22 protein-coding genes are annotated in these 24612 nt (G+C 71.5%); 15 read left to right on the top strand and 7 right to left on the bottom strand.

Features of this window, described 5'->3' with window-relative positions:
• Positions 1 to 3 precede the first annotated feature (3 nt).
• Genes cobC through cobA form a run of 3 tightly spaced genes read left to right on the top strand, consistent with a single transcriptional unit; the run spans position 4 to position 3259 of the window.
• Positions 4 to 1017 carry an Rv2231c family histidinol phosphate aminotransferase CobC gene (gene cobC, locus IEZ31_RS35970; protein ID WP_190254545.1) on the top strand — a complete coding sequence of 338 codons (1014 nt, stop codon included), beginning with the start codon at positions 4 to 6 and terminating at the stop codon, positions 1015 to 1017.
• 2 nt (positions 1018 to 1019) lie between these two features.
• Positions 1020 to 2063: a nicotinate-nucleotide--dimethylbenzimidazole phosphoribosyltransferase gene (gene cobT / locus IEZ31_RS35965; protein WP_190254544.1), complete on the top strand. Its 1044-nt coding sequence runs from the start codon at positions 1020 to 1022 to the stop codon at positions 2061 to 2063.
• Positions 2060 to 3259, top strand: coding sequence for a uroporphyrinogen-III C-methyltransferase (gene cobA, locus IEZ31_RS35960; RefSeq protein ID WP_190254543.1), 1200 nt, complete (start codon positions 2060 to 2062; stop codon positions 3257 to 3259). The genes cobT and cobA overlap by 4 nt, the downstream gene beginning before the upstream one ends.
• Before the next feature lie 162 nt (positions 3260 to 3421).
• Here cobA and otsB read toward each other — a convergent pair whose 3' ends face one another.
• Positions 3422 to 5977: a trehalose-phosphatase gene (gene otsB / locus IEZ31_RS35955; protein ID WP_190254542.1), complete on the bottom strand. Its 2556-nt coding sequence runs from the start codon at positions 5975 to 5977 to the stop codon at positions 3422 to 3424.
• A gap of 87 nt (positions 5978 to 6064) precedes the next feature.
• The gene (locus tag IEZ31_RS35950; RefSeq protein ID WP_190254541.1) at positions 6065 to 7465 is read right to left on the bottom strand and encodes an alpha,alpha-trehalose-phosphate synthase (UDP-forming); all 1401 of its coding nucleotides are present in this window, start codon (positions 7463 to 7465) and stop codon (positions 6065 to 6067) included.
• Positions 7466 to 7575: 110 nt separating this feature from the next.
• Between IEZ31_RS35950 and IEZ31_RS35945 the strand changes: the two genes are divergently transcribed.
• The 8 genes from IEZ31_RS35945 (at position 7576) to IEZ31_RS35910 (ending at position 14542) form a co-directional block, all read left to right on the top strand.
• Positions 7576 to 8127 carry a hypothetical protein gene (locus IEZ31_RS35945; protein ID WP_190254540.1) on the top strand — a complete coding sequence of 184 codons (552 nt, stop codon included), beginning with the start codon at positions 7576 to 7578 and terminating at the stop codon, positions 8125 to 8127.
• Between the two features lie 92 nt (positions 8128 to 8219).
• Positions 8220 to 9899, top strand: a complete 1680-nt coding sequence (ettA, locus tag IEZ31_RS35940) for an energy-dependent translational throttle protein EttA (RefSeq protein WP_190254539.1) — start codon at positions 8220 to 8222, stop codon at positions 9897 to 9899.
• A 2-nt stretch (positions 9900 to 9901) separates the two neighbouring features.
• Positions 9902 to 10303 (top strand): acyl-CoA thioesterase, encoded by a 402-nt coding sequence (locus IEZ31_RS35935; protein WP_229836153.1) that lies wholly within the window; start codon positions 9902 to 9904, stop codon positions 10301 to 10303.
• On the top strand, positions 10291 to 10914 hold the full coding sequence (locus IEZ31_RS35930; protein ID WP_190254538.1) for a DUF8185 domain-containing protein: 624 nt from the start codon (positions 10291 to 10293) through the stop codon (positions 10912 to 10914). Before IEZ31_RS35935 ends, IEZ31_RS35930 begins: the two co-directional genes overlap by 13 nt.
• 169 nt (positions 10915 to 11083) lie before the next feature.
• On the top strand, positions 11084 to 11608 hold the full coding sequence (locus tag IEZ31_RS35925) for a type III secretion system chaperone family protein (RefSeq protein ID WP_190254537.1): 525 nt from the start codon (positions 11084 to 11086) through the stop codon (positions 11606 to 11608).
• Between the two features lie 223 nt (positions 11609 to 11831).
• Positions 11832 to 13709 (top strand): translation elongation factor 4, encoded by a 1878-nt coding sequence (gene lepA / locus IEZ31_RS35920; protein WP_190254536.1) that lies wholly within the window; start codon positions 11832 to 11834, stop codon positions 13707 to 13709.
• The gene (locus tag IEZ31_RS35915; RefSeq protein ID WP_190254535.1) at positions 13709 to 14194 is read left to right on the top strand and encodes an NUDIX hydrolase; all 486 of its coding nucleotides are present in this window, start codon (positions 13709 to 13711) and stop codon (positions 14192 to 14194) included. Before lepA ends, IEZ31_RS35915 begins: the two co-directional genes overlap by 1 nt.
• 66 nt (positions 14195 to 14260) lie before the next feature.
• The gene (locus IEZ31_RS35910; protein ID WP_190254534.1) at positions 14261 to 14542 is read left to right on the top strand and encodes a GlsB/YeaQ/YmgE family stress response membrane protein; all 282 of its coding nucleotides are present in this window, start codon (positions 14261 to 14263) and stop codon (positions 14540 to 14542) included.
• Between the two features lie 592 nt (positions 14543 to 15134).
• Here the strand turns inward: IEZ31_RS35910 and IEZ31_RS35905 are convergent.
• The 3 genes from IEZ31_RS35905 to IEZ31_RS35895 form a co-directional block, all read right to left on the bottom strand.
• Positions 15135 to 16055, bottom strand: a complete 921-nt coding sequence (locus IEZ31_RS35905; protein ID WP_190254533.1) for a phytanoyl-CoA dioxygenase family protein — start codon at positions 16053 to 16055, stop codon at positions 15135 to 15137.
• 136 nt (positions 16056 to 16191) lie between these two features.
• Positions 16192 to 17085: a VldE C-terminal domain-containing protein gene (locus tag IEZ31_RS35900; RefSeq protein ID WP_373294743.1), complete on the bottom strand. Its 894-nt coding sequence runs from the start codon at positions 17083 to 17085 to the stop codon at positions 16192 to 16194.
• Between the two features lie 54 nt (positions 17086 to 17139).
• Positions 17140 to 17913 carry an enoyl-CoA hydratase-related protein gene (locus tag IEZ31_RS35895; RefSeq protein WP_190254531.1) on the bottom strand — a complete coding sequence of 258 codons (774 nt, stop codon included), beginning with the start codon at positions 17911 to 17913 and terminating at the stop codon, positions 17140 to 17142.
• Positions 17914 to 17930: 17 nt separating this feature from the next.
• Between IEZ31_RS35895 and hemW the strand changes: the two genes are divergently transcribed.
• Entirely contained in the window at positions 17931 to 19127 is a 1197-nt protein-coding gene (gene hemW, locus IEZ31_RS35890; protein ID WP_190254530.1) for a radical SAM family heme chaperone HemW, read from the top strand.
• A gap of 54 nt (positions 19128 to 19181) precedes the next feature.
• On the opposite strand, the gene IEZ31_RS35885 is transcribed toward hemW, so the two are convergent.
• Entirely contained in the window at positions 19182 to 19631 is a 450-nt protein-coding gene (locus IEZ31_RS35885; protein ID WP_229836152.1) for a DUF4870 domain-containing protein, read from the bottom strand.
• A 268-nt stretch (positions 19632 to 19899) separates the two neighbouring features.
• Here IEZ31_RS35885 and hrcA point away from each other — a divergent pair, with 268 nt between their 5' ends.
• From hrcA to IEZ31_RS35870, 3 genes are all read left to right on the top strand, one after another.
• The gene (gene hrcA, locus IEZ31_RS35880; protein WP_190254528.1) at positions 19900 to 20922 is read left to right on the top strand and encodes a heat-inducible transcriptional repressor HrcA; all 1023 of its coding nucleotides are present in this window, start codon (positions 19900 to 19902) and stop codon (positions 20920 to 20922) included.
• 85 nt (positions 20923 to 21007) lie between these two features.
• Positions 21008 to 22132 carry a molecular chaperone DnaJ gene (dnaJ, locus tag IEZ31_RS35875; protein WP_190254527.1) on the top strand — a complete coding sequence of 375 codons (1125 nt, stop codon included), beginning with the start codon at positions 21008 to 21010 and terminating at the stop codon, positions 22130 to 22132.
• A gap of 408 nt (positions 22133 to 22540) precedes the next feature.
• Positions 22541 to 23248: a 16S rRNA (uracil(1498)-N(3))-methyltransferase gene (locus tag IEZ31_RS35870; protein ID WP_190254526.1), complete on the top strand. Its 708-nt coding sequence runs from the start codon at positions 22541 to 22543 to the stop codon at positions 23246 to 23248.
• 252 nt (positions 23249 to 23500) lie between these two features.
• Here IEZ31_RS35870 and IEZ31_RS35865 read toward each other — a convergent pair whose 3' ends face one another.
• Entirely contained in the window at positions 23501 to 24247 is a 747-nt protein-coding gene (locus tag IEZ31_RS35865; protein ID WP_190254525.1) for an SDR family NAD(P)-dependent oxidoreductase, read from the bottom strand.
• Positions 24248 to 24612: the final 365 nt, after the last annotated feature.

The raw sequence follows: 24612 nt of genomic DNA, 5'->3' as shown, positions 1-24612 counted from the left end.
CTGATGCTGCGGTTCCACGGTGATGCCGAGGTCGCGCCCGGCCTCGTCGACCTGGCGGTCAACGTCCGGCAGGAGGCGGCGCCGTCCTGGCTCTCCGGGCCGATCGCGGCCTCGCTCGCGCACCTCGCGCGGTACCCCGACCCGGCCGAGGCCACGGCCGCGATCGCCCGGCGGCACGGGCGGACCGCGGACGAGGTGCTGCTGACCGCCGGGGCGGCACAGGCGTTCACGCTGCTGGCCCAGGCGTTGCGGCCGCAGCGGGCGGTGGTGGTACATCCACAGTTCACCGAGCCCGAGAGCGCCCTGCGCACGGCCGGGCACGCGGTGGACCGGCTGATCCTCACGCCGGACGACGGTTTCGCGTTGTCCGCGGTACCGCATGATGCCGATCTCGTCGTGCTGGGCAACCCGACGAACCCGACGTCGGTGCTGCATCCGGCCCGGGAGGTGGCCGCCGTCGCGCGGGAGGGCCGGATCACGGTCGTCGACGAGGCCTTCGCCGACACCGTCCCCGGCGAGCCCGAGTCCCTCAGCCGGCGCCGTGACCTGCCCGGCCTGCTGGTGATCCGCAGCCTCACCAAGACCTGGGGCCTGGCCGGGCTGCGGATCGGCTACGTGCTCGGCCCGCCCGGCCTGCTCGCCCGGCTGGCCGAGCATGCTCCACTGTGGAGCGTGTCGACGCCGGCCCTCGCCGCCGCCCTCGCCTGCGCCTCCGAGCGGGCGGTGGCCGCGGAGCACGACATCGCCGTCCGGCTGGTCGCCGACCGGACGCATCTCGTCGGCGCGCTGGAGCGGGTCGGCGGCGTGACCGTCGCCGGCCGCCCGGCCAGCTCGTTCGTCCTCATCCGCGTGCCGGACGGCATCCGGGTCCGCGAGGCGCTGCGAACCCGCGGGTTTGCGGTGCGACGTGGCGAAACCTTCCCGGGGCTGGGCCCGGACTGGTTACGTATTGCCGTGCGGGACACTGCCACGAGTGACGCCTTCGTCGCGGTGCTGTCGAACGTCCTGGGAGGATGACCATGCTCAACGAGACACTCGCGGCGATCCGGCCGCTCGACGACGACGCGATCACCGCGGCGCGGGCCCTGCAGGCGCGCCTCACCAAGCCGGCCGGCTCGCTCGGCGCGCTGGAGACCCTCGCGGTGCGGCTGGCCGGGCTGGCCGGCGCCTGCCCGCCGCCGATCCCGCAGCCGGCCGCCCTGGCGATCTTCGCGGGCGACCACGGCGTGCACACCCAGGGGGTCACGCCGTGGCCGCAGGAGGTCACCGCGCAGATGGTGGCCAACTTCGTGGCCGGGGGAGCGGTCGTCAACGCGTTCGCCCGCCAGGCCGGCGTCGCCGTGACCGTCGTCGACGTGGGGGTCAAGGCCACCCTGGAGCCGTCCGGCGGGCTGCTCGACCGCAAGGTCCGCCCGGGCACCCGCGACCTCAGCGTGGAGCCGGCGATGACCCGCGACGAGGTGCTGCGGGCCCTCGTGACCGGCATGGAGGTCGCCGACGACCTGGTGGACGGCGGCGCGCAGGCCCTGCTCACCGGCGACATGGGCATCGCCAACACCACCCCGGCGGCGGCCCTCATCGCGGCGTTCACGCACGCCGACCCGGCCGCCGTCACCGGCCTCGGCACCGGCATCGACAGCGAGACGCACGCCCGGAAGGTGGCGGTCGTCACGTCGGCCGTCGTCGGCCTGCACGCCGAGGACCCGGTCGACATCCTGGCGGCGGTCGGCGGCCTGGAGCACGCGGCGCTGACCGGGTTCATCCTGCGTGGCGCGGCCCGGCGGGTCCCGGTGATCCTCGACGGCGTCATCGCCGCCTCGGCCGCCGTCGCCGCGCACGCGCTGGCGCCGGCCAGCGTGGCGGCCATGGTCGCCGGCCACCGGTCGGCCGAGCCGGGCGCCACCGCGGCGCTGGGCTATCTTGAGCTCGAACCGCTCGTCGATCTGGGCCTGCGCCTGGGCGAGGGCACCGGCGCCGTCCTGGCGCTGCCGATCGTGGCCAGTGCTGTCCGCGTGTTGCACGAGGTCGCCACTTTCGATTCCGCTGGAGTAGCCCACAAGTGACCCCATACCCCCTCGGTCTGCAACTGGACGGGCTGCGCGTGCTGGTGGTCGGCGGCGGTGTCGTCGCCACCCGCCGCGTGCCCGCCCTGCTCAACGCGGGCGCGGACGTCGTGCTCGTCTCGCCGCACGTGACCCCCGCCCTCCGGGCGCACGTCGACGCCGGCCGGCTGACCTGGCTGGCCCGCCGGTTCGAGCCCGGCGACGTCGACGACGCCTGGCTGGTGCACGTCGCGGTGAACGACCCCGCCGCCGCGGCGGAGATCAGCCGGGCCGCGGCGGATCGGCGGGTCTTCTGCGTGCGCGCCGACGACCGGCACGCCGCCACGGCCTGGACCCCGGCGGTGACCCGGCACGGCGCGCTCACGGTCGCCGTGCTGGCCGGCGGCGACCCGGTCCGCGCGGTCGCCGTCCGCGACGCGATCGCCGAGCAGCTCGCCGGGGGCTTCGGCGGGATCCGGCCGGAGCACGCGGCCCCCGGCCGGGTGGCCCTCGTCGGCTCCGGCCCGGGCGACCCGGAGCTGCTCACCGTCCGCGGCCGCCGCCTGCTGGCCGCCGCCGACGTCGTCGTGGTCGACCGGCTCGCCGCCGGCCTGCTGCTCGACGAGCTGCGGCCCGAGGTCGAGGTGTTCGACGCCTCGAAGATCCCCTACGGCCCGTCCGCGGCCCAGGAGGAGATCAACCGGGTGCTCGTCGACCGGGCGCTGGCCGGCAGGTTCGTCGTCCGGCTCAAGGGCGGCGACCCGTTCGTCTTCGGCCGGGGCGGTGAGGAGATCCAGGCGTGTACCGCGGCCGGCGTGCCCGTGACGGTCGTGCCCGGCATCTCCAGCTCGATCGCGGTGCCCGCCGCGGCCGGCATCCCGGTCACCCACCGCGGGCTCGCGCACGAGTTCACGGTCGTCTCCGGGCACCTGGCGCCCAGCCATCCGGAGTCGCTCGTCGACTGGCCGGCCCTGGCCCGGCTGCGGGGCACGCTGTGCGTGCTGATGGGGCTGAAGCACCTGCCGTCGATCGCGGCGGTCCTGCAGGAGCACGGCAAGGCGCCCGACACGCCCGTCGCCGTGATCCAGGAGGGCACCACGCGGGCCCAGCGCGTCGTACGGGCCACGCTGTCCACGGTCGCGGACGCGGTGAAGGAGGCGGCGATGCGCCCGCCGGCGGTGGTCGTGGTCGGCCCGGTGGTCAACGCCCTGCGCTGACCCCGCCGCCCTCTCACCCCCGCCGCCCTCCCGACCGCGTCGATCTTGCAGTTTTGGTGCCTGACAAACCCGCGCAATTACGGAGTGTCCGGGCACCACAACTGCAAGATCGACGCAAAAAAGGGGAGCGCGCCGGCTCGCGGCGCGCTCCCCTCCCGTAGGTCAGGAGCGGTCGAGCTCCAGCGCGCACCGGATCAGGCCCAGGTGCGAGTAGGCCTGCGGGTGGTTGCCCAGCGCCCGCTCGGTGAGCGGGTCGTACTCCTCCGGCAGCAGCCCGGTCGGGCCGGCGCACTCGATGAACTGGGCGAACAGCTCCTCCGCGTCGGCGCGGCGGCCGGTGCGCAGGTACGCCTCGATCATCCACGTCGTGCACAGGTGGAAGCCGCCCTCGACGCCCGGCAGCCCGTCGTCCCAGCGGTACCGGTAGACCGTCGGGCCTTCGCGCAGCTCCGCCTCGACCGCCAGTACCGTCGCGAGGAACCGCGGGTCGTCGTCCTGGAGCAGGCCGGAGAGGCCGATCCAGAGCACGGACGCGTCCATCTCCTCGTAGCCGTAGGCCACGGTGTAGGCGCCGAGCTTCTCGTTCCAGCCCTTGTCCAGCACGTTCTCGGCGATGGTGGCGCGCAGCGCGCGCCAGACGTCCGGCACCGGGCGGCCCTGGCGCTCGAACAGCTGGATGCCGCGGTCGACGGTCATCCAGCACATCACCTTGGAGTACACGTAGTGGCGGGGCCGCCGGCGGGCCTCCCAGATGCCGTGGTCGGGCTCGTGCCAGCGCCGCTCGACCGCCTCGACCATCGCGTTCATGAGCGCGAAGTCGCCCTCCTCGGGCGGGCGGACGTCGGCCAGCGTGCAGATCAGGTCGGCGACCGGGCCGAACACGTCGAGCTGCACCTGGCCGTTGGCGGCGTTGCCGACGCGCACCGGGCGGGAGCCGGCGTAGCCGGGCAGCGCCTCGATCACGGCCTCCGGGCCGAGCTCGGTGCCGTCCAGGTTGTACAGCGGGTGCAGCCGCTCGGGGTGCCCGTCGGTGTTGTCGGAGACGCGCAGCGTCCAGCGCACCAGCGACTCCGCCTCCTCGGTCGAGCCGAGGTCGACGAGCGCCTTGGCGGTCAGCGAGGCGTCGCGCAGCCAGCAGTACCGGTAGTCCCAGTTGCGCGAGCCGCCGATCTCCTCCGGCAGCGACGAGGTCGCCGCGGCCAGGATCGCGCCGGTCGGCTTGTGCCACAGCCCGCGCAGGGTCAGCGCGCTGCGCTTGACCAGGTCGCGGGCGACCGACGGCAGCTTGAGCGACTCGGACCAGTCGCGCCAGGCCGCCTCGGCGGCGATCTGCCGCTCGTGGACGGGCACGCGCGGCGGCTCGATCGAGTCGGTGCCGAGCCGCAGCTCGAGCATCGCCGACCCGCCGATCGCGTTCAGGTCGACGGTGGCGCGGGCGAGGTCGCTGTGGCCGTCGGAGCTGATGTCCCACTCGATGCCGGGCGAGTAGAGCACCATGGGCTCGTTCGAGCCGAGCACCAGCAGGCCGTCGTCGCCGATCGGCTGCAGGCGGATGTGCACCTGGCCGAAGTCGGGCCGCGGGACGAAGTCGAGGCGCGCCCGCGAGCTGCCCGACAGCACGCGGATCAGCGAGTTGCCGGTCGGGTGGTGGTCGAGCCAGTCCGTGACGGTCAGCCCCGACCAGCGCGTCTCGACCGTCATCGTGCCCGGGCGGTACCGCTGCCCGAGCGGGATCCCGCCGCGCTCCGGCTGGACCGTGAAGTGCCCCGCCGCCGTGTCCCCGAGCAGGTCGGCGAAGACCGCGCCGGAGTCCGGCTTCGGGTGGCACAGCCAGGTGACCCGCGCGGCGGGGGTCAGCAGCGCGACCGTGTGGGTGTTGGAGAGCATCGAGTGCCGCTCGATCGGCACCGCCTGCTCGCCGAACAGCCAGCGTCGCCGGGTGTGCAGCAGCAGCTCCAGGATCGCGACCGCCGCGTCGGTGTCGGGGATGCTGAAGCGGGCCTGCGTCTCGTCGCCGGCGCCGACCTTGATGCCCAGGTCGGGGCCGTGCAGGTGGGCGAACGCCTTCTCGTCGGTCGCGTCGTCACCCAGGTAGACGATCGCGCTCGCCGAGACCTGCATGCGCAGGGCGTCGACGGCCAGGCCCTTGTCGGTCGGCACCACCGACAGCTCGATGACCTCCTTGCCGGTGGTCACCTCGATGTCGGGCCACAGTGCGGCACCGCTGCGGACGGCGTCGAAGACCCGCTGGGCCACGTCCCGTGGCGCGGCCCGGGTGTGCACGGCGATGCTCGCGGGCTTGCCCTCGAGGCGCACGCCGGGCTGGTCCTTGCAGATGGCGGCCAGTGCGCCGTGCAGCTCGGCCCGGCGCTGCTGGCGCTCGAGCGGGAGCTCGTCGACGAAGCCGACGTCGAACTCGGAGCCGTGGCTGCCGACCAGTCGCACCTCGGCGGGGAGGCGGGACAGGGCGGCGAGGTCACGCAGGGCGCGCCCGCTGATCACGCCCACTGTCGTCTGCGGCAACGACGACAGCGCGCGGACGGCGGCTACGGATTCGGCAGTGGGGGTCGCCTTCGTTGGGTCGGCGACGATCGGCGCGAGGGTGCCGTCGTAGTCACACGCCACCAGAAGGTTCGGCACGCGTGCGACGCGCAGCACCGCCGCGCGGAGGTCCGGGTCGAGCGAGAGGACGTGGCCTGTCGCCGAAGTTTGGTTCATGTCCGGCCTGTTCGTGGGAGCGATGGAGGTCGTTGGTACATCGGAGGTGGGAACGGCGGTGCCTGGACTCACGTGCAGGCGGGTGCGTCATGAGGCCTCGCCGAGCGCGTCGAGGAAGGCGTCCGCCCAGGCGCGGACGTCGTGTGAGCGCAGGTGGGAATGCATAGCATGCATCCGCTTTCGCCCCTCGACCGGGTCGACGTGGATCGCGCGCATGAGTGCGTCCTTCACGCCGTCGAGGTCGTGCGGGTTGCACAGGAACGCCTGGCGCAGTTCGGCCGCTGCGCCGGCGAACTCGGACAGCACGAGGGCGCCACCGCCGTCGGCGCGGGCGCCGACGTACTCCTTGGCCACCAGATTCATGCCGTCCCTCAACGGAGTCACCATCATGACGTCGGCCGCTACGTACAACGCGGCCAACTCAGCCCGACTGTACGACTGATGGAGGTAGTGCACCGCCGGTTGGCCAACTCGTCCGTACTCGCCATTGATGCGCCCGACCTCGCGTTCAACATTCACCCGGAGAGTCTGGTAGTGCTCCACCCGCTCCCGACTCGGCGTAGCCACTTGTACCATCACTGTCTCGGGCGCCGTGAGTCGTCCTTCCGACAGCAATTCCCGGAATGCCTTGAGCCGTCGTTCGATGCCCTTGGTGTAGTCGAGCCGGTCGACGCCGAGGATGATCGTGCGCGGGTCGCCCAGCTCGGCGCGGATCGCCTTGGCCCTGGCCTGCACTTCCGGCGACGTGGCCAGCCGCTCCATCTCGGCCACGTCGATCGAGATCGGGAAGGCCTCGGCGCGCACCGTGCGGCCCTCCCACTCGACGATCCCGCGCCGCACGCGGGTGCCGAGCAGATGTCGGGACAGTTGGACGAAGTTCTGCGCGCCGAGTGGCCGTTGGAAACCGACCAGATCGGCACCGAGCAGACCCTTGAGAAGTTCGGCCCGGCGGGGTAGTTGCATGAACAGCTCGACCGGCGGGAACGGGATGTGCAAGAAAAACCCGATCCGCAGATCGGGCCGGGTCTCGCGGAGCAGGGCGGGCACGAGTTGCAGCTGGTAGTCCTGCACCCAGACGGTGGCGCCCGGGCCGGCATGGTCGGCGACGGCCTTCGCGAAGCGCTCGTTGACCAGGCGGTAGGACTCCCACCAGCGGCGCTTGAAGATGGGCGTCTCGACGGCGTCGTGGTAGAGGGGCCACAGGCTGGAGTTGGAGAACCCCTCGTAGTACCGCTCGATCTCGGCCGCGCTGAGCGAGACGGGCGCCAGCTGGACGCCCCCGGTCTCGATGGTCTCCTCCGGCAGCTCGGAGTCGCCGACGCCGCCCGGCCAGCCGACCCAGGTGCCGTTGTACTGCTGGAGCACGGGCTCGAGCGCGGTCACCAGTCCGCCGGGGCTCCTGCGAAAGCTCACCTCACCGTCCGGACCGACCACCTTGTCGACCGGCAGCCGATTGGCGACCACCACGAATGCACTGTTTCCAGCCACGTGTGTTGTCCTCCCCCTGGGTGATCCACCCTCGTACTTTCAGCCTACTGATCCCGATGGCCACCCGGCAGCATGCAGCGGGCTGGCTCACAGGTGCGATCCTGCTGTGCATGTCGCGCTACGGTCCCGAAACGGAGCGGGAGTCGAGCCGGACGTTCGTCGTCGTCCTGCTGGCCCTGCTCATCCTCACCGTCCTCGGTGCATTGCTGGGCTACATCCTCGGCAAGCGCGACATTGACGCTCGTGAGTCACTACCCGGTGACGGAAAGTCTCCCACGCCGACTTCCGGCGGCTCCGCGGCCCCCGCCGCGGCGCCGTGTCCCGACTTCATCGGCGCCGCCGCCCGGAAGCGGGACGGGAATACGAAGCTGCCGCTGCGCCTTGTGCTGTACATCCGCACCGACAAGAAGAGCGAGGTGTGGATCTGCCGCGAGAACGACGGCGTCGGGCTGTGGTATCAGGGGCACGACATCCGGGAGGGTCCCTACCCGGCCGAGACGCCGGTCGAGGACGACAACGGGCTGCTGCTGTCGACCGTGACCCCGGCCGGCGACGGTTACCTCGCGACGAACGGCACCACGCAGTACCGGGTGTCCCGCAAGGAGCTCAAGGTCAGTGGCAACCAGAACTTCACCGCGGGTGTCGTCGAGGCGCGCCCGTAGGGCCGGATTGGGCGTCTCGCGGCGGGCCTGGAAAGATTGGGCTGACATCTGTCTTGAACACACGTTTTCGTAACCGGAGGTAGGGGCGCACCGTGGCGCAGTACATCTACGTGCTCGAGAAGGCGCGCAAGGCGCACGGCGACAAGGTCGTGCTCGACAACGTCACGCTGTCGTTCCTGCCCGGCGCGAAGATCGGCGTGGTCGGCCCGAACGGCGCCGGCAAGTCCAGCCTGCTCAAGATCATGGCCGGGCTCGACAAGCCCAGCAACGGCGAGGCCCGGCTCATGCCCGGCTACACCGTCGGCATGCTGCAGCAGGAGCCGCCGCTCAACGAGACCAAGACCGTCCTCGGCAACATCGAGGAGGCCGTCGCCGAGACCAAGGCGAAGCTCAACCGCTTCAACGAGGTCGCCGAGCTGATGGCCACCGAGTACAGCGACGCGCTCATGGAGGAGATGGGCCGGCTGCAGGAGGAGCTCGACCACGCCGACGCGTGGGACATCGACTCCAAGCTCGCCCTGGCCATGGACGCGCTGCGCTGCCCGCCGCCGGACGCCGAGGTCTCCCAGCTCTCCGGTGGTGAGCGGCGCCGGGTCGCGCTGTGCAAGCTGCTGCTGGAGGCGCCCGACCTGCTGCTGCTCGACGAGCCCACCAACCACCTCGACGCCGAGAGCGTCCAGTGGCTGGAGCAGCACCTCCAGAAGTACGCCGGCGCCGTCCTCGCCGTCACCCACGACCGCTACTTCCTCGACCACGTCGCCGAGTGGATCGCCGAGGTCGACCGCGGCCAGGTCCACGGGTATCAGGGCAACTACTCGACCTACCTGGAGAAGAAGGCCCAGCGCCTGGCCGTCCAGGGCCGCAAGGACGCCAAGCTGCAGCGGCGGCTCAGCGAGGAGCTGGAGTGGGTCCGCTCCAACGCCAAGGCCCGCCAGACGAAGTCGAAGGCCCGCCTCGGCCGCTACGAGGAGATGGCCAACGAGGCCGAGAAGACCCGCAAGCTCGACTTCGAGGAGATCCAGATCCCGCCGGGCCCGCGCCTGGGCAACGTGGTCATCGAGGCCGGCGGCCTGGTCAAGGGCTTCGACGAGCGGGGCGTGCTGATCGACAACCTGTCGTTCACGCTGCCGCGCAACGGCATCGTCGGCATCATCGGCCCGAACGGCGTCGGCAAGACCACGCTGTTCAAGACCATCGTCGGGCTGGAGAAGCCGGACGCCGGCTCGGTGCGGGTCGGCGACACCGTCCAGCTGTCCTATGTCGACCAGAACCGGTCCGGCCTCGACGGCGACAAGACGGTGTGGGAGGTCGTCTCCGACGGCCTCGACCACCTCATGGTCGGCAAGGTCGAGATGCCCTCGCGGGCCTACGTCGCCGCGTTCGGCTTCAAGGGCCCCGACCAGCAGAAGCCGACCAAGGTGCTCTCGGGCGGCGAGCGCAACCGGCTCAACCTCGCGCTGACGCTGAAGATCGGCGGCAACGTGATCCTGCTCGACGAGCCGACCAACGACCTCGACGTCGAGACGCTCTCGTCGCTGGAGAACGCGCTGCTGGAGTTCCCCGGCTGCGCCGTGGTCATCTCCCACGACCGGATGTTCCTCGACCGGGTGGCCACGCACATCCTGGCGTGGGAGGGCGACGACGGGAACCCGGCCAAGTGGTTCTGGTTCGAGGGCAACTTCGAGGCCTACGAGAAGAACAAGGTCGACCGGCTCGGCCCGGAGGCGGCACGCCCGCACAGCGTCACCTACCGCAAGCTGACCCGCGACTGACCGTGGCCAGGTTCGTCCACCACTGCGCCCTGCGCTGGTCCGACCTGGACGCGTACGGGCACGTCAACAACGCGCGCTTCCTCACCCTGTACGAGGAGGCGCGCGTTGCGTTGATGTTCACCGCCGCGCAGGCGGCCGGCCTGTCGACCTTCGAGGACGGCATCGTCATCTCACGTCATGAGATCGACTACCTTCGGCCGATCGACTACGGCGACCCGGTCCGCATCGAGCTGTGGCTCGAGGAGATCCGGGCGAGCCGGCTGACCGTCGCCTACGAGCTGTTCGACGGCGACGAGCTCGCGTCCCGCGCGCGGACCGTGTGCGTGCCCTTCGACCTGGAGGCCGGCCGGCCGCGGCGGGTCAAGGACGTCGAGCGCAAGTTCCTCTCACCATGGCTTGGCTAGCCGGTTCCAGCCGTTCGGACGCCCGGGCGTTCCTCGCCCGGCTGGTGCGGCTGGACCCCGGCGCCCTGGTCCGGTTGCGGCCCGCGGGGGAGGGCGCGGTGACGCTGTGGTCCCGCCTTCCGTGGGGGGTACTGGTGAGCCGCGGCGTCCGCGGGTCGGTCGTGCACGACCGGACCGTGCTGGGCGCCGACCTGGCGGCGGCCCTCGATGGCCCACTTCCCACATCGCGGGACACCGATTGGCGGTGGTCGATCCCTTCCAGGGTCGGCCCGGTCGTCGAGCGGATCCCGGCGGCCGACGTGCGCCGGGTCGGCGCCGCCGCCGCGGCGACGCTGCGGACCGCCGCCGCCGAGGGGGTCGGCGGGCGGGCGGTCGGCTCCCGGATGCTCCGCGACGCGCTCCTCGACCACGTGCCGATCGTGGTCACCACCGACGACGGGACGCGTATACCCGTCTCCCAGCGTCTCGTCCAGGCCGTCGTGCGGATGGGGTTCGTCGGCGAGGGTGCCGGAGACTTTGTCGATGTCCGGATTTCGGGTCCATGGACGGCCCTGGCCTGCGCATATGGCTCTGCCTGGCATCGTGCGGCCGGATCCCTCCTCATCGGATAGACGGCTGTAAGACCCTCACCCGAACGGGTGGTACGAGGGTGAAATTGGGGGCTGCTGAAACTCGACCGAACGGGTACCGTCCTCTTTCGGGTCCACCGCCGAGCGGATTCACATGGCGACGGACCGCACATGCGGGTGGAGGCGCACGGGGGAGCAGGGAGCGCGGGAGATGCCAAGATGGCCATGGCGGGCCGAGCCGACGGACAGCACCGTCGCGCAGCTCGCCCGGGAGGACGCAACCCCGGTGACCGACAAGCCGTGCGACGGGTCCCACGGGACCGCGCCGGTGACGCTGCTGCGGGTGGCGGAGGCCCTCGAGAAGCTGGAGATCCGATACCTGACCGACGGTGACGGCAGCCTGCTCGCGCTCTGGGAGCGCCATGCGGTGCTGTTCGCGCTGGAGGGCCCGTCGGACGAGATCCTGGTGATCCGGGCCCGTCCGCACGGGACTGTGCCCCCGGACTGGGCCGACCGTTCCTACCGGGTGGTCAACGAGTGGAACCACACGCGTCGCTTCTACAAGGCGTACGTGGGTGACCCCACCGACCGCGGCCAGCTGCCGATCTACGCCGAGATGCAGGTGCCGCTGCTGTCCGGCGTCCACGACGCGCTGATCGCCGAGCTGGTCGACTGTGCCGCGACCGTCGCCGTCGGCTTCGTGGACTGGCTCCACGACGAGGGTGGCCTCCTGTAGGAACCGCACGCGGAGGCTGCGGAAGCAGCTGCACGTGCAGCTGCACCCCCACCACCGCGGTGGTTCGTCGCCCGTCCGTTCGCACTCGCCGTGTCCGCATTTATACGGATTTTTCGTATGAATGCGGATGCGCGCTCGCGGTGGTGTGGGCAGGGGCTCCGGGGTACCGCCGGCGGCGTGGGACGATGTATGAGATCCCCAGCCGCTCGGAGAACGGACGCCTGTGCCACCGACCCTCGACCCCGGTGTGAACCCGGCCGGTGCGACCGCGCCGGACCGCCTTCGCAACTTCTGCATCATCGCCCACATCGACCACGGCAAGTCGACGTTGGCGGACCGGATGCTGCAGCTCACCGAGGTGGTGGATTCGCGGCAGATGCGCGCGCAGTACCTCGACCGCATGGACATCGAGCGCGAGCGGGGCATCACGATCAAGAGCCAGGCGGTCCGCATGCCGTGGACCGTGCGGGAGGGCGACCTGGCCGGCGGGGCCTTCGTGCTCAACATGATCGACACGCCCGGGCACGTCGACTTCACCTACGAGGTGTCCCGCAGCCTGGCCGCGTGCGAGGGGGCGGTGCTGCTCGTCGACGCGGCCCAGGGGATCGAGGCGCAGACCCTCGCCAACCTGTATCTCGCGCTCGAGAACGACATGCACATCATCCCGGTGCTCAACAAGATCGACCTGCCGGCCGCCCAGCCGGAGAAGTACGCCGAGGAGCTCGCGCACCTCATCGGCTGCGAGCCCGACGACTGCCTGCGGGTCAGCGGGAAGACCGGCGTCGGAGTGCCGCACCTGCTCGACGAGATCGTGCGGCAGTTCCCCGCGCCGAAGGGCGAGTCGGCCGGCGCCGCCCGCGCCATGATCTTCGACTCGGTCTACGACGTCTACCGCGGCGTCGTGACCTACGTCCGGGTCGTCGACGGCCGGATCGAGGCGCGCGACCGCATCCGGATGATGTCCACCGGCGCCGTGCACGAGCTGCTGGAGATCGGGGTCATCTCGCCCGAGCCGATCAAGAGCGCGGGGCTGGGGGCCGGTGAGGTGGGGTACCTCATCACCGGCGTGAAAGACGTCCGGCAGTCCCGCGTCGGTGACACGGTGACCATCAACGCGAAGCCGGCCGCCGCGCCGCTGGGGGGCTACAAGGACCCCAAGCCGATGGTGTATTCCGGGCTCTACCCGATCGACGGCTCCGACTACCCGCTGCTGCGCGACGCGCTGGACAAGCTCAAGCTCAACGACGCGGCCCTGGTCTACGAGCCGGAGACGAGCGCCGCGCTCGGCTTCGGGTTCCGCTGCGGCTTCCTCGGCCTGCTACACCTGGAGATCATCCAGGAGCGCCTGGAGCGCGAGTTCAACCTCGACCTGATCTCGACGGCGCCCAACGTGGTGTACCGCGTGGTCATGGACGACGGCACCGAGCACGCCGTCACCAACCCCAGCGAGTTCCCCGACGGCAAGACCGGGCAGATCTTCGAGCCGACGGTCCGGGCGACGGTGCTGACCCCCAACGACTTCGTCGGCGCGGTCATGGAGCTCTGCCAGGGCCGCCGCGGCAGCCTGCTCGGCATGGACTACCTGTCCGCCGACCGGGTCGAGCTGCGCTACACGCTGCCGCTGGGCGAGATCATCTACGACTTCTTCGACCAGCTGAAGAGCCGCACCAAGGGCTACGCGAGCCTCGACTACGAGCCGAGCGGCGAGCAGCAGGCCGACCTGGTCAAGGTCGACATCCTGCTGCACGGCGAGGCCGTCGACGCGTTCAGCTCGATCGTGCACAAGGACAAGGCGTACAACTACGGCGTCACGATCGCCTCGAAGCTGCAGAAGCTCATCCCGCGGCAGCAGTTCGAGGTGCCGATCCAGGCCGCGATCGGCAGCCGCATCATCGCCCGCGAGACGATCCGCGCCATCCGCAAGGACGTGCTCGCGAAGTGCTACGGCGGCGACATCAGCCGGAAGCGGAAGCTGCTGGAGAAGCAGAAGGAAGGCAAGAAGCGCATGAAGATGGTCGGGCGCGTGGAGGTGCCGCAGGAGGCCTTCATCGCCGCGCTGTCGACCTCGGACACGCAGAGCGCGGACAAGCCGAAGAAGTGATGCACTGCCCGCGGTGCGGCGCCCGGCTCGCCCAGGCGCCGCCGACGGTCTGCGCCGCCTGCTCGTATGCCAGCTACGTCAACCCCCGCCCGACCGGCACCGGGATCATCGTCGAGGGCGGCCGGTTCCTGGCGATCCGCCGCGTCCGCGACCCGCGGGCGGGTTGGTGGGACCTCCCCGGCGGCTTCTGCGACGCCTTCGAGCACCCGGCCGACGCCGCCGTCCGCGAGGCGCGCGAGGAGCTCGGCCTGTCGATCGAGCTGGGCGAGTTCGTCGGCATGTACATCGGGACATACGAGTTCCAGGAGGAGTCCCTGCCGGTCCTGGACTGCTTCTGGCTGGCGACCGTCGCCGCCGGCGAACTGCGCCTCGACCCCTCGGAGGCGAGCGAGCACGAATGGTTTCCACTGGCTGATCCGCCGCAAATGGCGTTTTCGACCATGGATGCGGCCTTGCGTCGGGTGGCGGCTCGTTTGGCCCCCTGATCGCGTGGGCAAAAGAAGCTCAACCGCAAAGCACAACCCCCTGGTTGAGGTTCTGAGGAGGAGACCGTGACTGTCACCGGAATCATCACCGCGCTGATCGTCGGTCTGATCATCGGCGCGCTCGGGCGACTGGTCGTTCCCGGCCGCCAGAGCATTCCGATCTGGCTGACCATGGTGATCGGTATCGTGGCCGCCCTGCTGGGCACGGTCATCGCGAACGCGATCGGCATTTCGACCGACACGCCGGGCGTCGACTGGGGCGAGCTGCTCGTCCAGGTCATCCTGGCCGCCGTCGGCGTGGCCCTGGTGGTCGGCGTGGCCGGCCGCGGCCGCCGCACGCTGCCGTAACCGGCACACCCAAGCGACAGGCCCTCGCCTCTCCCCCGGGAGGCGGGGGCCTCGCGCTTTTCTCCGTCCTTTCCCGGCGCGGCCTTTCGCATTGCTGTCCACGGCGCGTTTCTCGTCCGGGAATCGGGGTACGCGCTCTTTCGCCGCCGGGCCGAGGCCGATTTCGCAGCCGGCCGTGAAAACGTCGACCCGCTATGCCGTGCGCAAATCTCCACGGCCCACGTTTCCGCGGCCGCTGCCCGCTCGCATCCTCGGCCTGTTTGTGCCTCGACCCGGTCGCGGACCTCGACCCCGTGCGTGTCCCCGCGCGTTCGTGGCCGCGGTCCGTTCGTGCCCTCGGCTGTTCGTGGCCGCGGCGCGTTCGTGGCCGCGGCGCGTTCGTGGCCACGGCCCGCTCGTGGCCGCCTCACTGCGCCCGGCGCTCGTGAGTCCCGCCGCGCGGATGCACCCTCGGCCCATCGCGACATAACCGAAATGTCGGATATGTCAGGCGCGCAGCGCCGGACATATCCGGAGGGGAACGCCCGGCCAAGCGCAAACGCCCGGCCCCCCGCCGAGGAGAGCGGCGGGAGCCGGGCGTCGGAGCGTCAGGCTAGCGGAGCCAGGGGATCGAGCGGTCCAGGAGCCCGCGGGTCTTCAGCTCCTTGCGGAGCGGGATCTCCTCGTCGATATACCCGTTCCAGTTGATGCCCCAGTAGTTGGCGGTGTGGGTCGCCTCGCCGCAGAGCTGGCGCTGGACCGGCGTCCGGTTGGCCCACCACTCGCTGTCCGGGTCGATCGGCATGTCGTCAAGGTTGCGGATCCACCGGTACGTGTAGCCGATGAACAGCATCTTGCGCGTGATGTCCGAGTAGTTGGGCGAGCGGGAGTGCCACAGGCGGCGGTCGAAGATGAAGCAGTCGCCCGGGTTCGCCGTGATCTCGACCGTGCCCTCCGGGTCCGGGTTGTGGACCGTGGTGTCGGCCGGGCGGGGGAGCGAGTTCCACAGGTGGCTGCCCGGGATCACCTTGGTGGCGCCGCGGCCCTGCTCCGACAGGTCGGAGATGACGTAGGCGATCTTCAGCGAGAACATGGGCCGCGGGAGGTTCGGGTCCATCGTCTCGGGGTCGGAGTTCTGGCGGTACCCGTCCTGGTGCCAGCCCCAGGAGGGCGGCTCCTCCTCGGACGTCGGGGGCGTGACGTCCAGGTGGTTGTGATGCGTGTAGATGTTCCAGCCGGCCAGGCCCCACATGTACGGGAAGAGGGTCGGCTGGGTCAGCAGGTGCCCGAACAGGTCGTCGCGCGTGAGGAAGCCCAGCAGGTGCAGCGTGCCGTCCTTCTTCATCGAGCTGGATCCGGCCGCCTGCTCCTCGGCGTAGACCCGGTCCATCGCGGCCTCGAGCTGTGCGCGGTGGTCCTCCTTCAGGACGTTGCGGACCAGCAGGAAGCCCTGGTCCAGGAACTCCTTGCGGTCAGCCTCGCTGATCGGCTCATAGCCGGTGAGGGCGCCATAGTCGGGTGCAGCGGACGTCATGTCCTCCCCTTACTTTCGTCAACCAGGGAACGACCGATCGTAACGCGAGGTGCATGAGTGTCCGACTCGGGAGTTGGCCACCTGACATTGTCCGAACGGGCGACAACCTGCTGGTCGCGCGGAACGTCAGGGTAGGTCAGTAGACCTCGGCGACGACCCGCTCGCCCGCCGGTCCGGCATTGATCCCGCCACGCTCCGTGACGTGTTTCCAGGCGCCGCTGTCGGCGGTCCACTGCATGTCGTTGAAGACGACCCGCTTGACGCCGTGCTCCTGGGCCTGGGCGACCAGCCAGTGGGCATACTGCCAGCCGGTCCTCGTCTCCCGGACCTTCAGGGCCACCCCGACGAGGTTCGCGACGTCAGCGGTACCGACGTCGCCCCAATCGGCCTTCACGCTGGCCCCCAGGGCCTGGGCGGCCTCCGGTCCCCGGCTCTGCTCCTCCGTGACCGTGCAGGCGACCGAGGCGGTGACCTCCCCGCTCAGGGCCCGGGCCATGATCTCCGACTCGTCGGCCCACTTCTCGTAAGCCTCCGGGTGGGCGCTGCGCTGCACCGCCTGGGCCGCGTCGGTGACCCGCATCTTCTCCCAGCCCTTGACCTTGACCAGGGCGGCGTAGAACTTGCCCGCCGCGTACCGCGGGTCGGCGATCTGCGCCGGCGTGCCCCAGCCCTGGCTCGGCCGCTGCTGGAACAGCCCGACCGAGTCGCGGTCGCCGCCGGCGAGGTTCTCCAGCTTCGACTCCTGCCAGGCCGTCGCCAGCGCGACGACCAGCCCGCGCTGCGGGATCTTGCGGGTCAGCCCCACCGCCGTGATCGTCGCCGCGTTGGCGAGCTGCTCGGAGTCGAGCTCGACCTGCCCGAGCGGCGAGGACGACGACGCACTGCCGGCGCTGACCACGCAGGCCTTGCCCATCGGGATGCGCAGCGGCAGCTTGTCGCTGATCCGGTGCACGATGACGTACGCGCCGATGGTCACGGCAGCGGCCACGGCCGCCATCACCGCGACCGTCCGTCGAACACGCATTGTCACCTCCCGCCCGAGAACTCGACCAGCGTACGTGCCAACTGCCACCTCACCCGGCGCTTACGCCCCGTCAGGGATCCAATTTGGTGGTCTTTTCTCCCGAAAGGCGACGATCCCTTCGACCCCTTCCGCCGACCCGAAGTATCCGACAGAAAGCTCGGTCAGCTCGGCCACGTCATCACGGAACGTGTCGGCTTTCCGGCGGCGCAGCAGCCGCTTGGTGCCCGCCAGGGCGCCCGGCGCGCCCCGCACGAGGGCGGCGACGTAGGCGTCGACCGTCGCGTCGAGCGAGCTCGCGTCGACCGCGGCGGTCACCAGGCCCACCTCGGCCGCCCGGGCGCCGCCGAACGTCTCGCCGGTCAGGAACAACTCGGCCGCCGCCCGCGGGGACAGCCGCGGCAGCACTGTGGCGGAGATCACGGCCGGGATGACGCCGATGCGGACCTCGGTGAACGCGAACGTCGCGTCGAGCGTGCACACCGCCAGGTCGGCCGCGGCGATCAGGCCCAGGCCGCCGGCGCGCGCCGGGCCGCCGACCCGCGCGACGACCGGCTTGCCGCTCTCCCAGACGGCGGCCAGGACCTCGCCGAGCCGGTTGATCGGCGGCCGGCCCTTGCCGAACGCCTCGGCCGTCTCCTTGAGGTCGGCGCCGGAGCAGAACACCGGGCCGGTGTGGGACAGCACGATCACCCGGACCGCGTCGTCGGCCTCGGCCGCGGCCAGCGCCGCGAGCAGCTCCTCGATCAGGCCGGTCGACAGCGCGTTGCGGTTGGACGGGCTGTCGAGGGTGAGCGTCGCCACGCCCCGCTCGGTTTGTGACCGCACGAGAGACATGCGGGCACACTAGTGAAATGCCCGGAGCACTGCCAGAAGGCGAGCCGATCCCACGCGACGGTTCCCTCCCCGACGGGGTCGCCGACGCCGCCGGCGCGGACGGGTTCGGCGTCTACGTCCACGTGCCCTTCTGCGCCACCCGCTGCGGGTACTGCGACTTCAACACGTACACGGCGAGCGAGGGCGTGGTGAGCACCGGCTACGTCGAGCAGGTCCTCGACGAGCTGGCGCTGGCCGCCAAGGTCGTCCGCCCGCCCCGGGTCGACACGGTGTTCTTCGGCGGCGGCACCCCGACCCTGCTGCCCCCGGCCGAGCTGGGCCGCATCCTCGACGGCATCGACCGCACGTGGGGGCTGGCGGCGGACGCCGAGGTCACGACCGAGGCCAACCCCGAGTCGGTCGACCCGGCGGCGCTGCGCGAGCTGCGCGCGGCCGGGTTCAACCGGATCTCGCTCGGCATGCAGTCCGCCGCACCGCACGTGCTGGCGGTGCTGGACCGGCGGCACACCCCGGGCCGGCCCGCGCGGGCGGCCGAGGAGGCCCGCGACGCCGGATTTGCCCACGTCAATCTTGATCTCATCTACGGTACCCCTGGCGAGCGCGCCGAGGACTTCGCCGCCTCGCTGCGCACGGTCGTCGACGCCGGCGTCGACCACGTCAGCGCCTACGCGCTCATCGTCGAGGACGGCACCCGGATGGCCGCGCGGATGCGCCGGGGCGAGCTGCCGTACCCCGACGACGACGTCGCCGCCGACCGGTACCTGCAGGCCGAGGCCGCGCTGACCGGGGCCGGCCTGCGCTGGTACGAGGTGTCGAACTGGTCCCGAGAGGCACCCTGCCGGCACAACGAGCTCTACTGGCGCGGCGGCGACTGGTGGGGGCTCGGGCCGGGCGCGCACAGCCACGTGCGCGGCGTGCGCTGGTGGAACGTGAAGCACCCGCACGCCTATGCCGCGCGGCTCGCGGACGGCGCGTCGCCGGGGCAGGCACGTGAGGTACTGACGGGGGAAGAACGGCACATGGAGGACGTGCTGCTGCGCATCCGGCTGGCCGAGGGGCTGCCGCTGGCCATGCTCCCGCCGGACGCGCTGGCCGCGGCGCGGGACTGCCTCGCCGACGGGCAGCTGGAGGCCGACGGGTTCGCGGCCGGCCGGGCGGTGCTGACGCTGCGCGGGCGGCTGCTGGCGGACCTAGTGGCGCGCGCCCTCACGTGAGCGGGGCGCGCGCCGGGATCGGTCTGCGTTCCTGACGTGCTCGGCTTGCTGGACTTACTTGATGAAGCGGAAGGTCGCCGGGTAGCGGTACAGCTCGCCACCGTTGGCCTTCATGCCACCGATGATGGCGAAGACGATGATGAAGATCCAGACGAGGATCGGCACGAAGAACAGGATGCCGAACGAGCACACCGACAGGACGACCGCGATGATCATCGCGATGCCCCAGGTGATGTGGAAGTTCAGCGCCTCGTTGGCGTGCGCCTTCACCGTGGGGGACTCGTTGCCCTTGGCCAGCAGCGCGATCAGCGGCGCGATGAAGCCGAGCACGATGCCGCCGAAGTGCGCGATCAGCGCCCAGGTCTTCTCGTCACTGTTGGTGTAGCCGACCGGCGCGCCCGGGGCGCCGTAGGCACCCGGCTGCTGGTAGCCGTAGGCACCGGGCTGCTGGTACTGCGCCTGGTCGTAACCCGGCTGGTAGCCCGCGCCAGAGGTGGGGGGCACGTAACCACCGCCCGAGGTGGGCGGGGGGTAATTGGGGTCCGACGGCGAGCCGTACTCCCCCGGGGGGCGAGGTGGTTCACTCATGGGGGTCACGGTAGGGGTACCGATCAAGCGACGCCAGCGACACGGCATGACTTCTTTTCGACAAACTTTGCGCAGACCAGGGCCGGACCGCCAGATTGCGCCCAAAACGGATCATCGCCTAGTCCGCCCCGGCGACGTAGACTGGCACTCACTACGCGGGAGTGCCAGTCTTCGAGGAGGTGCCATGGCCCTTGACGAGCGGAAGCTGGAAGTGCTGCGCGCCATCGTCGAGGACTACGTCGCCACCCAGGAGCCGGTCGGCAGCAAGGCGCTGGTCGAGCGGCACAACCTGCGGGTGTCACCGGCGACGGTGCGCAACGACATGGCGGTGCTGGAGGACGAGGGATACATCCGCCAGCCGCACACCAGCGCCGGCCGGGTCCCGACCGACGCCGGCTACCGGCTCTTCGTCGACAAGCTCTCCCGGGTCAAGCCGCTCAGCCAGGCCGAGCGCCGGGCCATCGAGCGGTTCCTCATCGGGGCGGTCGACCTCGACGACGTCGTCCATCGCACCGTCCGCCTGCTCGCGCAGCTCACCCGGCAGGTCGCCGTGGTGCAGTATCCCAGCCTGTCGCGGGCGAGCGTCCGGCACTTCGAGCTGGTGCCGATCTCCACGACGCGGCTCATGGTCGTCATGATCGCCGAGACCGGCCGGGTCGAGCAGCGCCTCGTCGACCTGCCCGGCCCGATCCTCGCCGACGAGGTCACCGAGCTGCGCCGCAACATCAACGAGAAGCTGGTCGGCAAGCGGCTGGTCGACACCCCGCCGCTGGTCCAGGCCCTCGTCGAGGAGTCGGCCCCGAGCCTGCGCCCGCCGATGGCGGCCCTGTCGACCGTCCTGCTGGAGACGCTGGTGGAGCGGACCGAGGAGCGCATCGCGCTCGCCGGCACCGCCAACCTCGCCCGCGGCGGGCTGCTCGACTTCCAGGGCTCGCTCCGCCCGATCCTCGAGGCCCTCGAGGAGGAGGTCATCCTGCTCAAGCTCTTCGGCGAGGTGGAGCCCAGCATGACCCGGGTCCGCATCGGCGACGAGAACGAGATCGAGGATCTGCGCGGCACGTCGATCGTCGCCACCGGCTACGGCCCGGGGTCGATCGTCGTCGGCGGGATGGGCGTGCTCGGCCCGACCCGGATGGATTACCCCGGCAACATCGCGACTGTGCGCGCCGTGGCACGCTACGTGGGCGACATGCTGGCGCAAAGTTAGCCGGGTGACCGAGCGCGGCGGCCGTGCGGGACGTCGCCTGAAGGAAGTTGAGCAACTCATGGACGAGTCAGGGGCATAGGACTCAGTGGCGAAGGACTATTACGGGATTCTCGGCGTCAAGCGGGACTCCACGGCCGACGAGATCAAGCGGGCCTACCGGCGGTTGGCCCGCGAGTTCCACCCGGACGTCAATCCCGACCCGGCCGCGCAGGAGAAGTTCAAAGAGATCAACGCCGCCTACGAGGTCCTGTCCGACCCGCGTAAGCGGGAGATGGTCGACCTGGGCGGCGACCCGTTGGCGCCCAGCGGCGGCGGTGGCGGCCCGGCCGGCGGCGCGTTCGTCGGCTTCCAGGACATCATGGACGCCTTCTTCGGCACCACGTCGAGCCGCGGGCCGCGCCCGCGCGTCCGGCCCGGCGCCGACGCGATCCTGCGCCTCGACCTCGACCTGCACGAGACGGCGTTCGGCGTCGAGGCGCCGATCACGGTCGACACCGCCGTCGTCTGCAACACCTGCACCGGCGCCGGCACCGCGCCCGGCACCCACCCGCAGACCTGCGAGATCTGCGGCGGGCGCGGCGAGGTCCAGTCGGTCCAGCGCACCTTCCTCGGCCAGGTCGTGTCGGCCCGCCCGTGCTCGGCCTGCCAGGGCTTCGGCACGGTCATCCCGCACCCCTGCGCCACCTGCGGCGGCGACGGCCGGGTCCGCACCCGCCGCACGCTGACCGTCAAGATCCCGTCCGGCGTCGAGGACGGCATGCGCATCCGCCTCGCCCAGCAGGGTGAGGTCGGCCCCGGCGGCGGCCCGCCCGGCGACCTCTACGTCGAGATCCACGAGCGCCCGCACGACGTGTACTCGCGCAAGGACGACGACCTGCACTGCCGCGTCACGGTCCCGATGACGGCCGCCGCCCTCGGCACCCGGCTGACCATCAAGACCCTCGACGGCGAGGAGACGGTCGACGTCAAGCCGGGCACGCAGCCGACGTCCACCCTGCGCATCCGCGGCAAGGGCGTCCCGCACCTGCGCGGCACCGGCCGCGGCGACCTCTACGTCCACCTCGACGTGCGCACCCCGACCCGCCTGGAGCCGGAGCAGGAGCGCCTGCTGCGCGAGTTCGCCCGCTCCCGCGGCGAGGAGGTGGCCGAGCTGTCGAAGCAGGGCGGCTTCTTCTCCCGCATGCGGGACGCCTTCAACGGCCACGCGTAACGCGCGCCGCTGCTGGCGGCTCGGCGCGGCGCCGCTGCTCAGCGCCGCGGGCTGGCTGCTCGGCTCGGCGCCGTTGCTCGGCGCCGTTGTGGGCATGCCGTGGCTGCGGGCACGCCGCGCTGGCGGGTCGGATGCGGCGTGTCGCTGGCGTTGCGCGCTGTGGTCGTAACTTGAAGTAGCGGTTTGGGTGTCGCCGATGCCCGATTCGCGCTGGATGTCGTCGTCGGGTGGCGCTGCGTCCGGGGGCGGCTCGGCCGCCTCGCCGCCAGCCCGGCGCCCCATGATCAAGGGAAACATTTGGCTGTCCGGGCCGCCATGTGGTTCCCATGATCATGGGGCGCTGCCGGGTTGCTGTGGCGGGCCGCGACGTGAGTGGGGAGTCGGCACGGTGAGGAGCGAGGGCCGAGGATGAGTCTGCCGCTGTTTCTGGTCGCCGAGCTGCCGGTCGCCGGCGGGTTCCGGCTCGACGGGCCCGAGGGGCACCACGCCGCTGACGTGCAGCGGATCACCGCCGGCGAGCGGCTCCTGCTCGGCGACGGGCGCGGCGGGCTCGCCACGGCCGTCGTCACCGGCGCCCGCAAAGGAGCGCTCGAGCTCGACGTCGAGCACGCCGAGCACGTGCCGGCCCACGATCCCTCGATCACCGTCGTCCAGGGAATCGCCAAGGGGGAGCGCGGGGAACTGGCGGTACAACTGATGACCGAGCTCGGCGTGGACCGGATCGTGCCGTGGCAGGCGGCCCGCTCCATCGCGCGGTGGAAGGACGCCAAGCCGCTCGAACGGTGGCGCTCGACGGTCCGGGAGGCGGCCAAGCAGTCGCGCCGGCCGTGGCTGCCCGAGGTCACCGAGCCGCGGACGAGCCGCCAGCTGCACCTCACGGGGGCGGTCCTGGTGATGCACGAGGAGGCAGCGGTACCGCTGTCGGCCGCCGAACTCCCCGCGGAGGGTGAGATCACGCTCGTCGTCGGGCCGGAGGGCGGGATCGCGCCGGAGGAGCTGGACGCCCTGGCCGCCGCCGGCGCCCGCCCCGTACGGCTGGGACGGGAGGTGCTACGCACCTCGAGCGCCGGCGCGGCCGCCATCGCCGCCCTCTCGACCCGCCTGGGCCGCTGGTAGCCTGCGGTTGTTACGCGGGGTAGTCGGGCCGTGCGCCGATTTGGCGACGGCGGGTACGTTGATGAGCAGACGAGTCGACGTCGACGTTCTCGGATGTTCAGCGGGGGAGCAGGACCTCGACGCCGAGCGTCCGAGAACGTGGACGTCCGCGGAAGCAGGACGCCGGCGTCCGACGTCCACGCAGGCAGGGCGTCGGCGTTGGACGTCCGCGGAAGCAGGATGTCGACGCCGGACATCCACGTAAGTAGGACGTCAGCGGAAGTAGCTGGCGCCGTTCAGGTCGAGCACCGAGCCCGACGACCACTCCGACGACGCCAGGAACAGCACAGCATCGGCGACCTCCTCCGGGCGCGCCACCCGGTTGAACGGACTCTGCGCGCGGATCGCGTCGCCGTCGCCCTGGTCCATGATCGCCTGGCCCATGTCGGTGGCCACGAAGCCGGGCGCGACCGCGGTGACGGCAATGCCGCTCGGGCCGAGGGCCAGGGCGAGCGACTGGGTGAGGGAGTTGAGGCCGGCCTTCGCAGCGCCGTACGCGGGGTAGCGCGGCTCCCCGCGGAACGCGCCGCGCGACGACACGTTGATGATCCGGCCGCCCGGGCCCAGGTGGCGGGCGGCGCACCAGCAGACGTTCGCCGGGCCGACCAGGTTGACGGCGAGGGTCTCCTGCCAGGCGGCCTGCCACTCGTCGTACCCGTGCTCCAGGATCGGGTGCTCGATCGCCGTCGCCGCGTTGTTCACCACCACGTCCAGGCCGCCGAGCGCCGCCGCGGCCGCGTCGACGAAGGCGCGCACCGACGCCGGGTCGGCCAGGTCGCCGGACACGATCGCGTGGCCTCCGGACTCGCTGACCGGCAGTTCGGCGAGCACCTGCTCGGCGAGGCCGGGGGAGTTGCGGTGGTGGAGGGCGACGCGGTCGCCGTGCGCGGCGAAGGCGCGGGCGATGGCCTCGCCGATGCCGCGGGACGCGCCCGTGACCAGGACTCTGCGTGAAGACATGCGGCGGAGCCTAACCAAACCGGGGCCTGACTGGGGTCTGCCTGGGGTCTGCCCGGGGCCTGACCGGAGCCGGGCCGGAGCCGGACCGGACCGAGGTCCGACGGGACCGATGCCTGACCGCGGCCCGACAGCGGCCGGACCGGAGCCCGGCCGGACCGGAGCCCGGCCGGACCGGAGCCCGGCCGGACCGGAGCCCGGCCGGACCGGAGCCCGACCGGGCCGGGGCCCGGCCGGAGCCTGACCGAACCGGGGACGCCGTGGTCAGCCCGGTGAACAGCACCCCGGGCGCCACCTAGGAGACCGCTGAACAATCCGGTTTCTGGACCGGGGTCTGGTCAGAGGTGACGGGGAAGGTGTCTCAATAG

Source organism: Dactylosporangium sucinum (assembly GCF_014647515.1).
GTDB classification, from domain to species: domain Bacteria; phylum Actinomycetota; class Actinomycetes; order Mycobacteriales; family Micromonosporaceae; genus Dactylosporangium; species Dactylosporangium sucinum.
The sequence above is the reverse complement of the archived record's forward strand: the minus strand, read 5'-3'. Positions and strand labels throughout refer to the sequence as shown.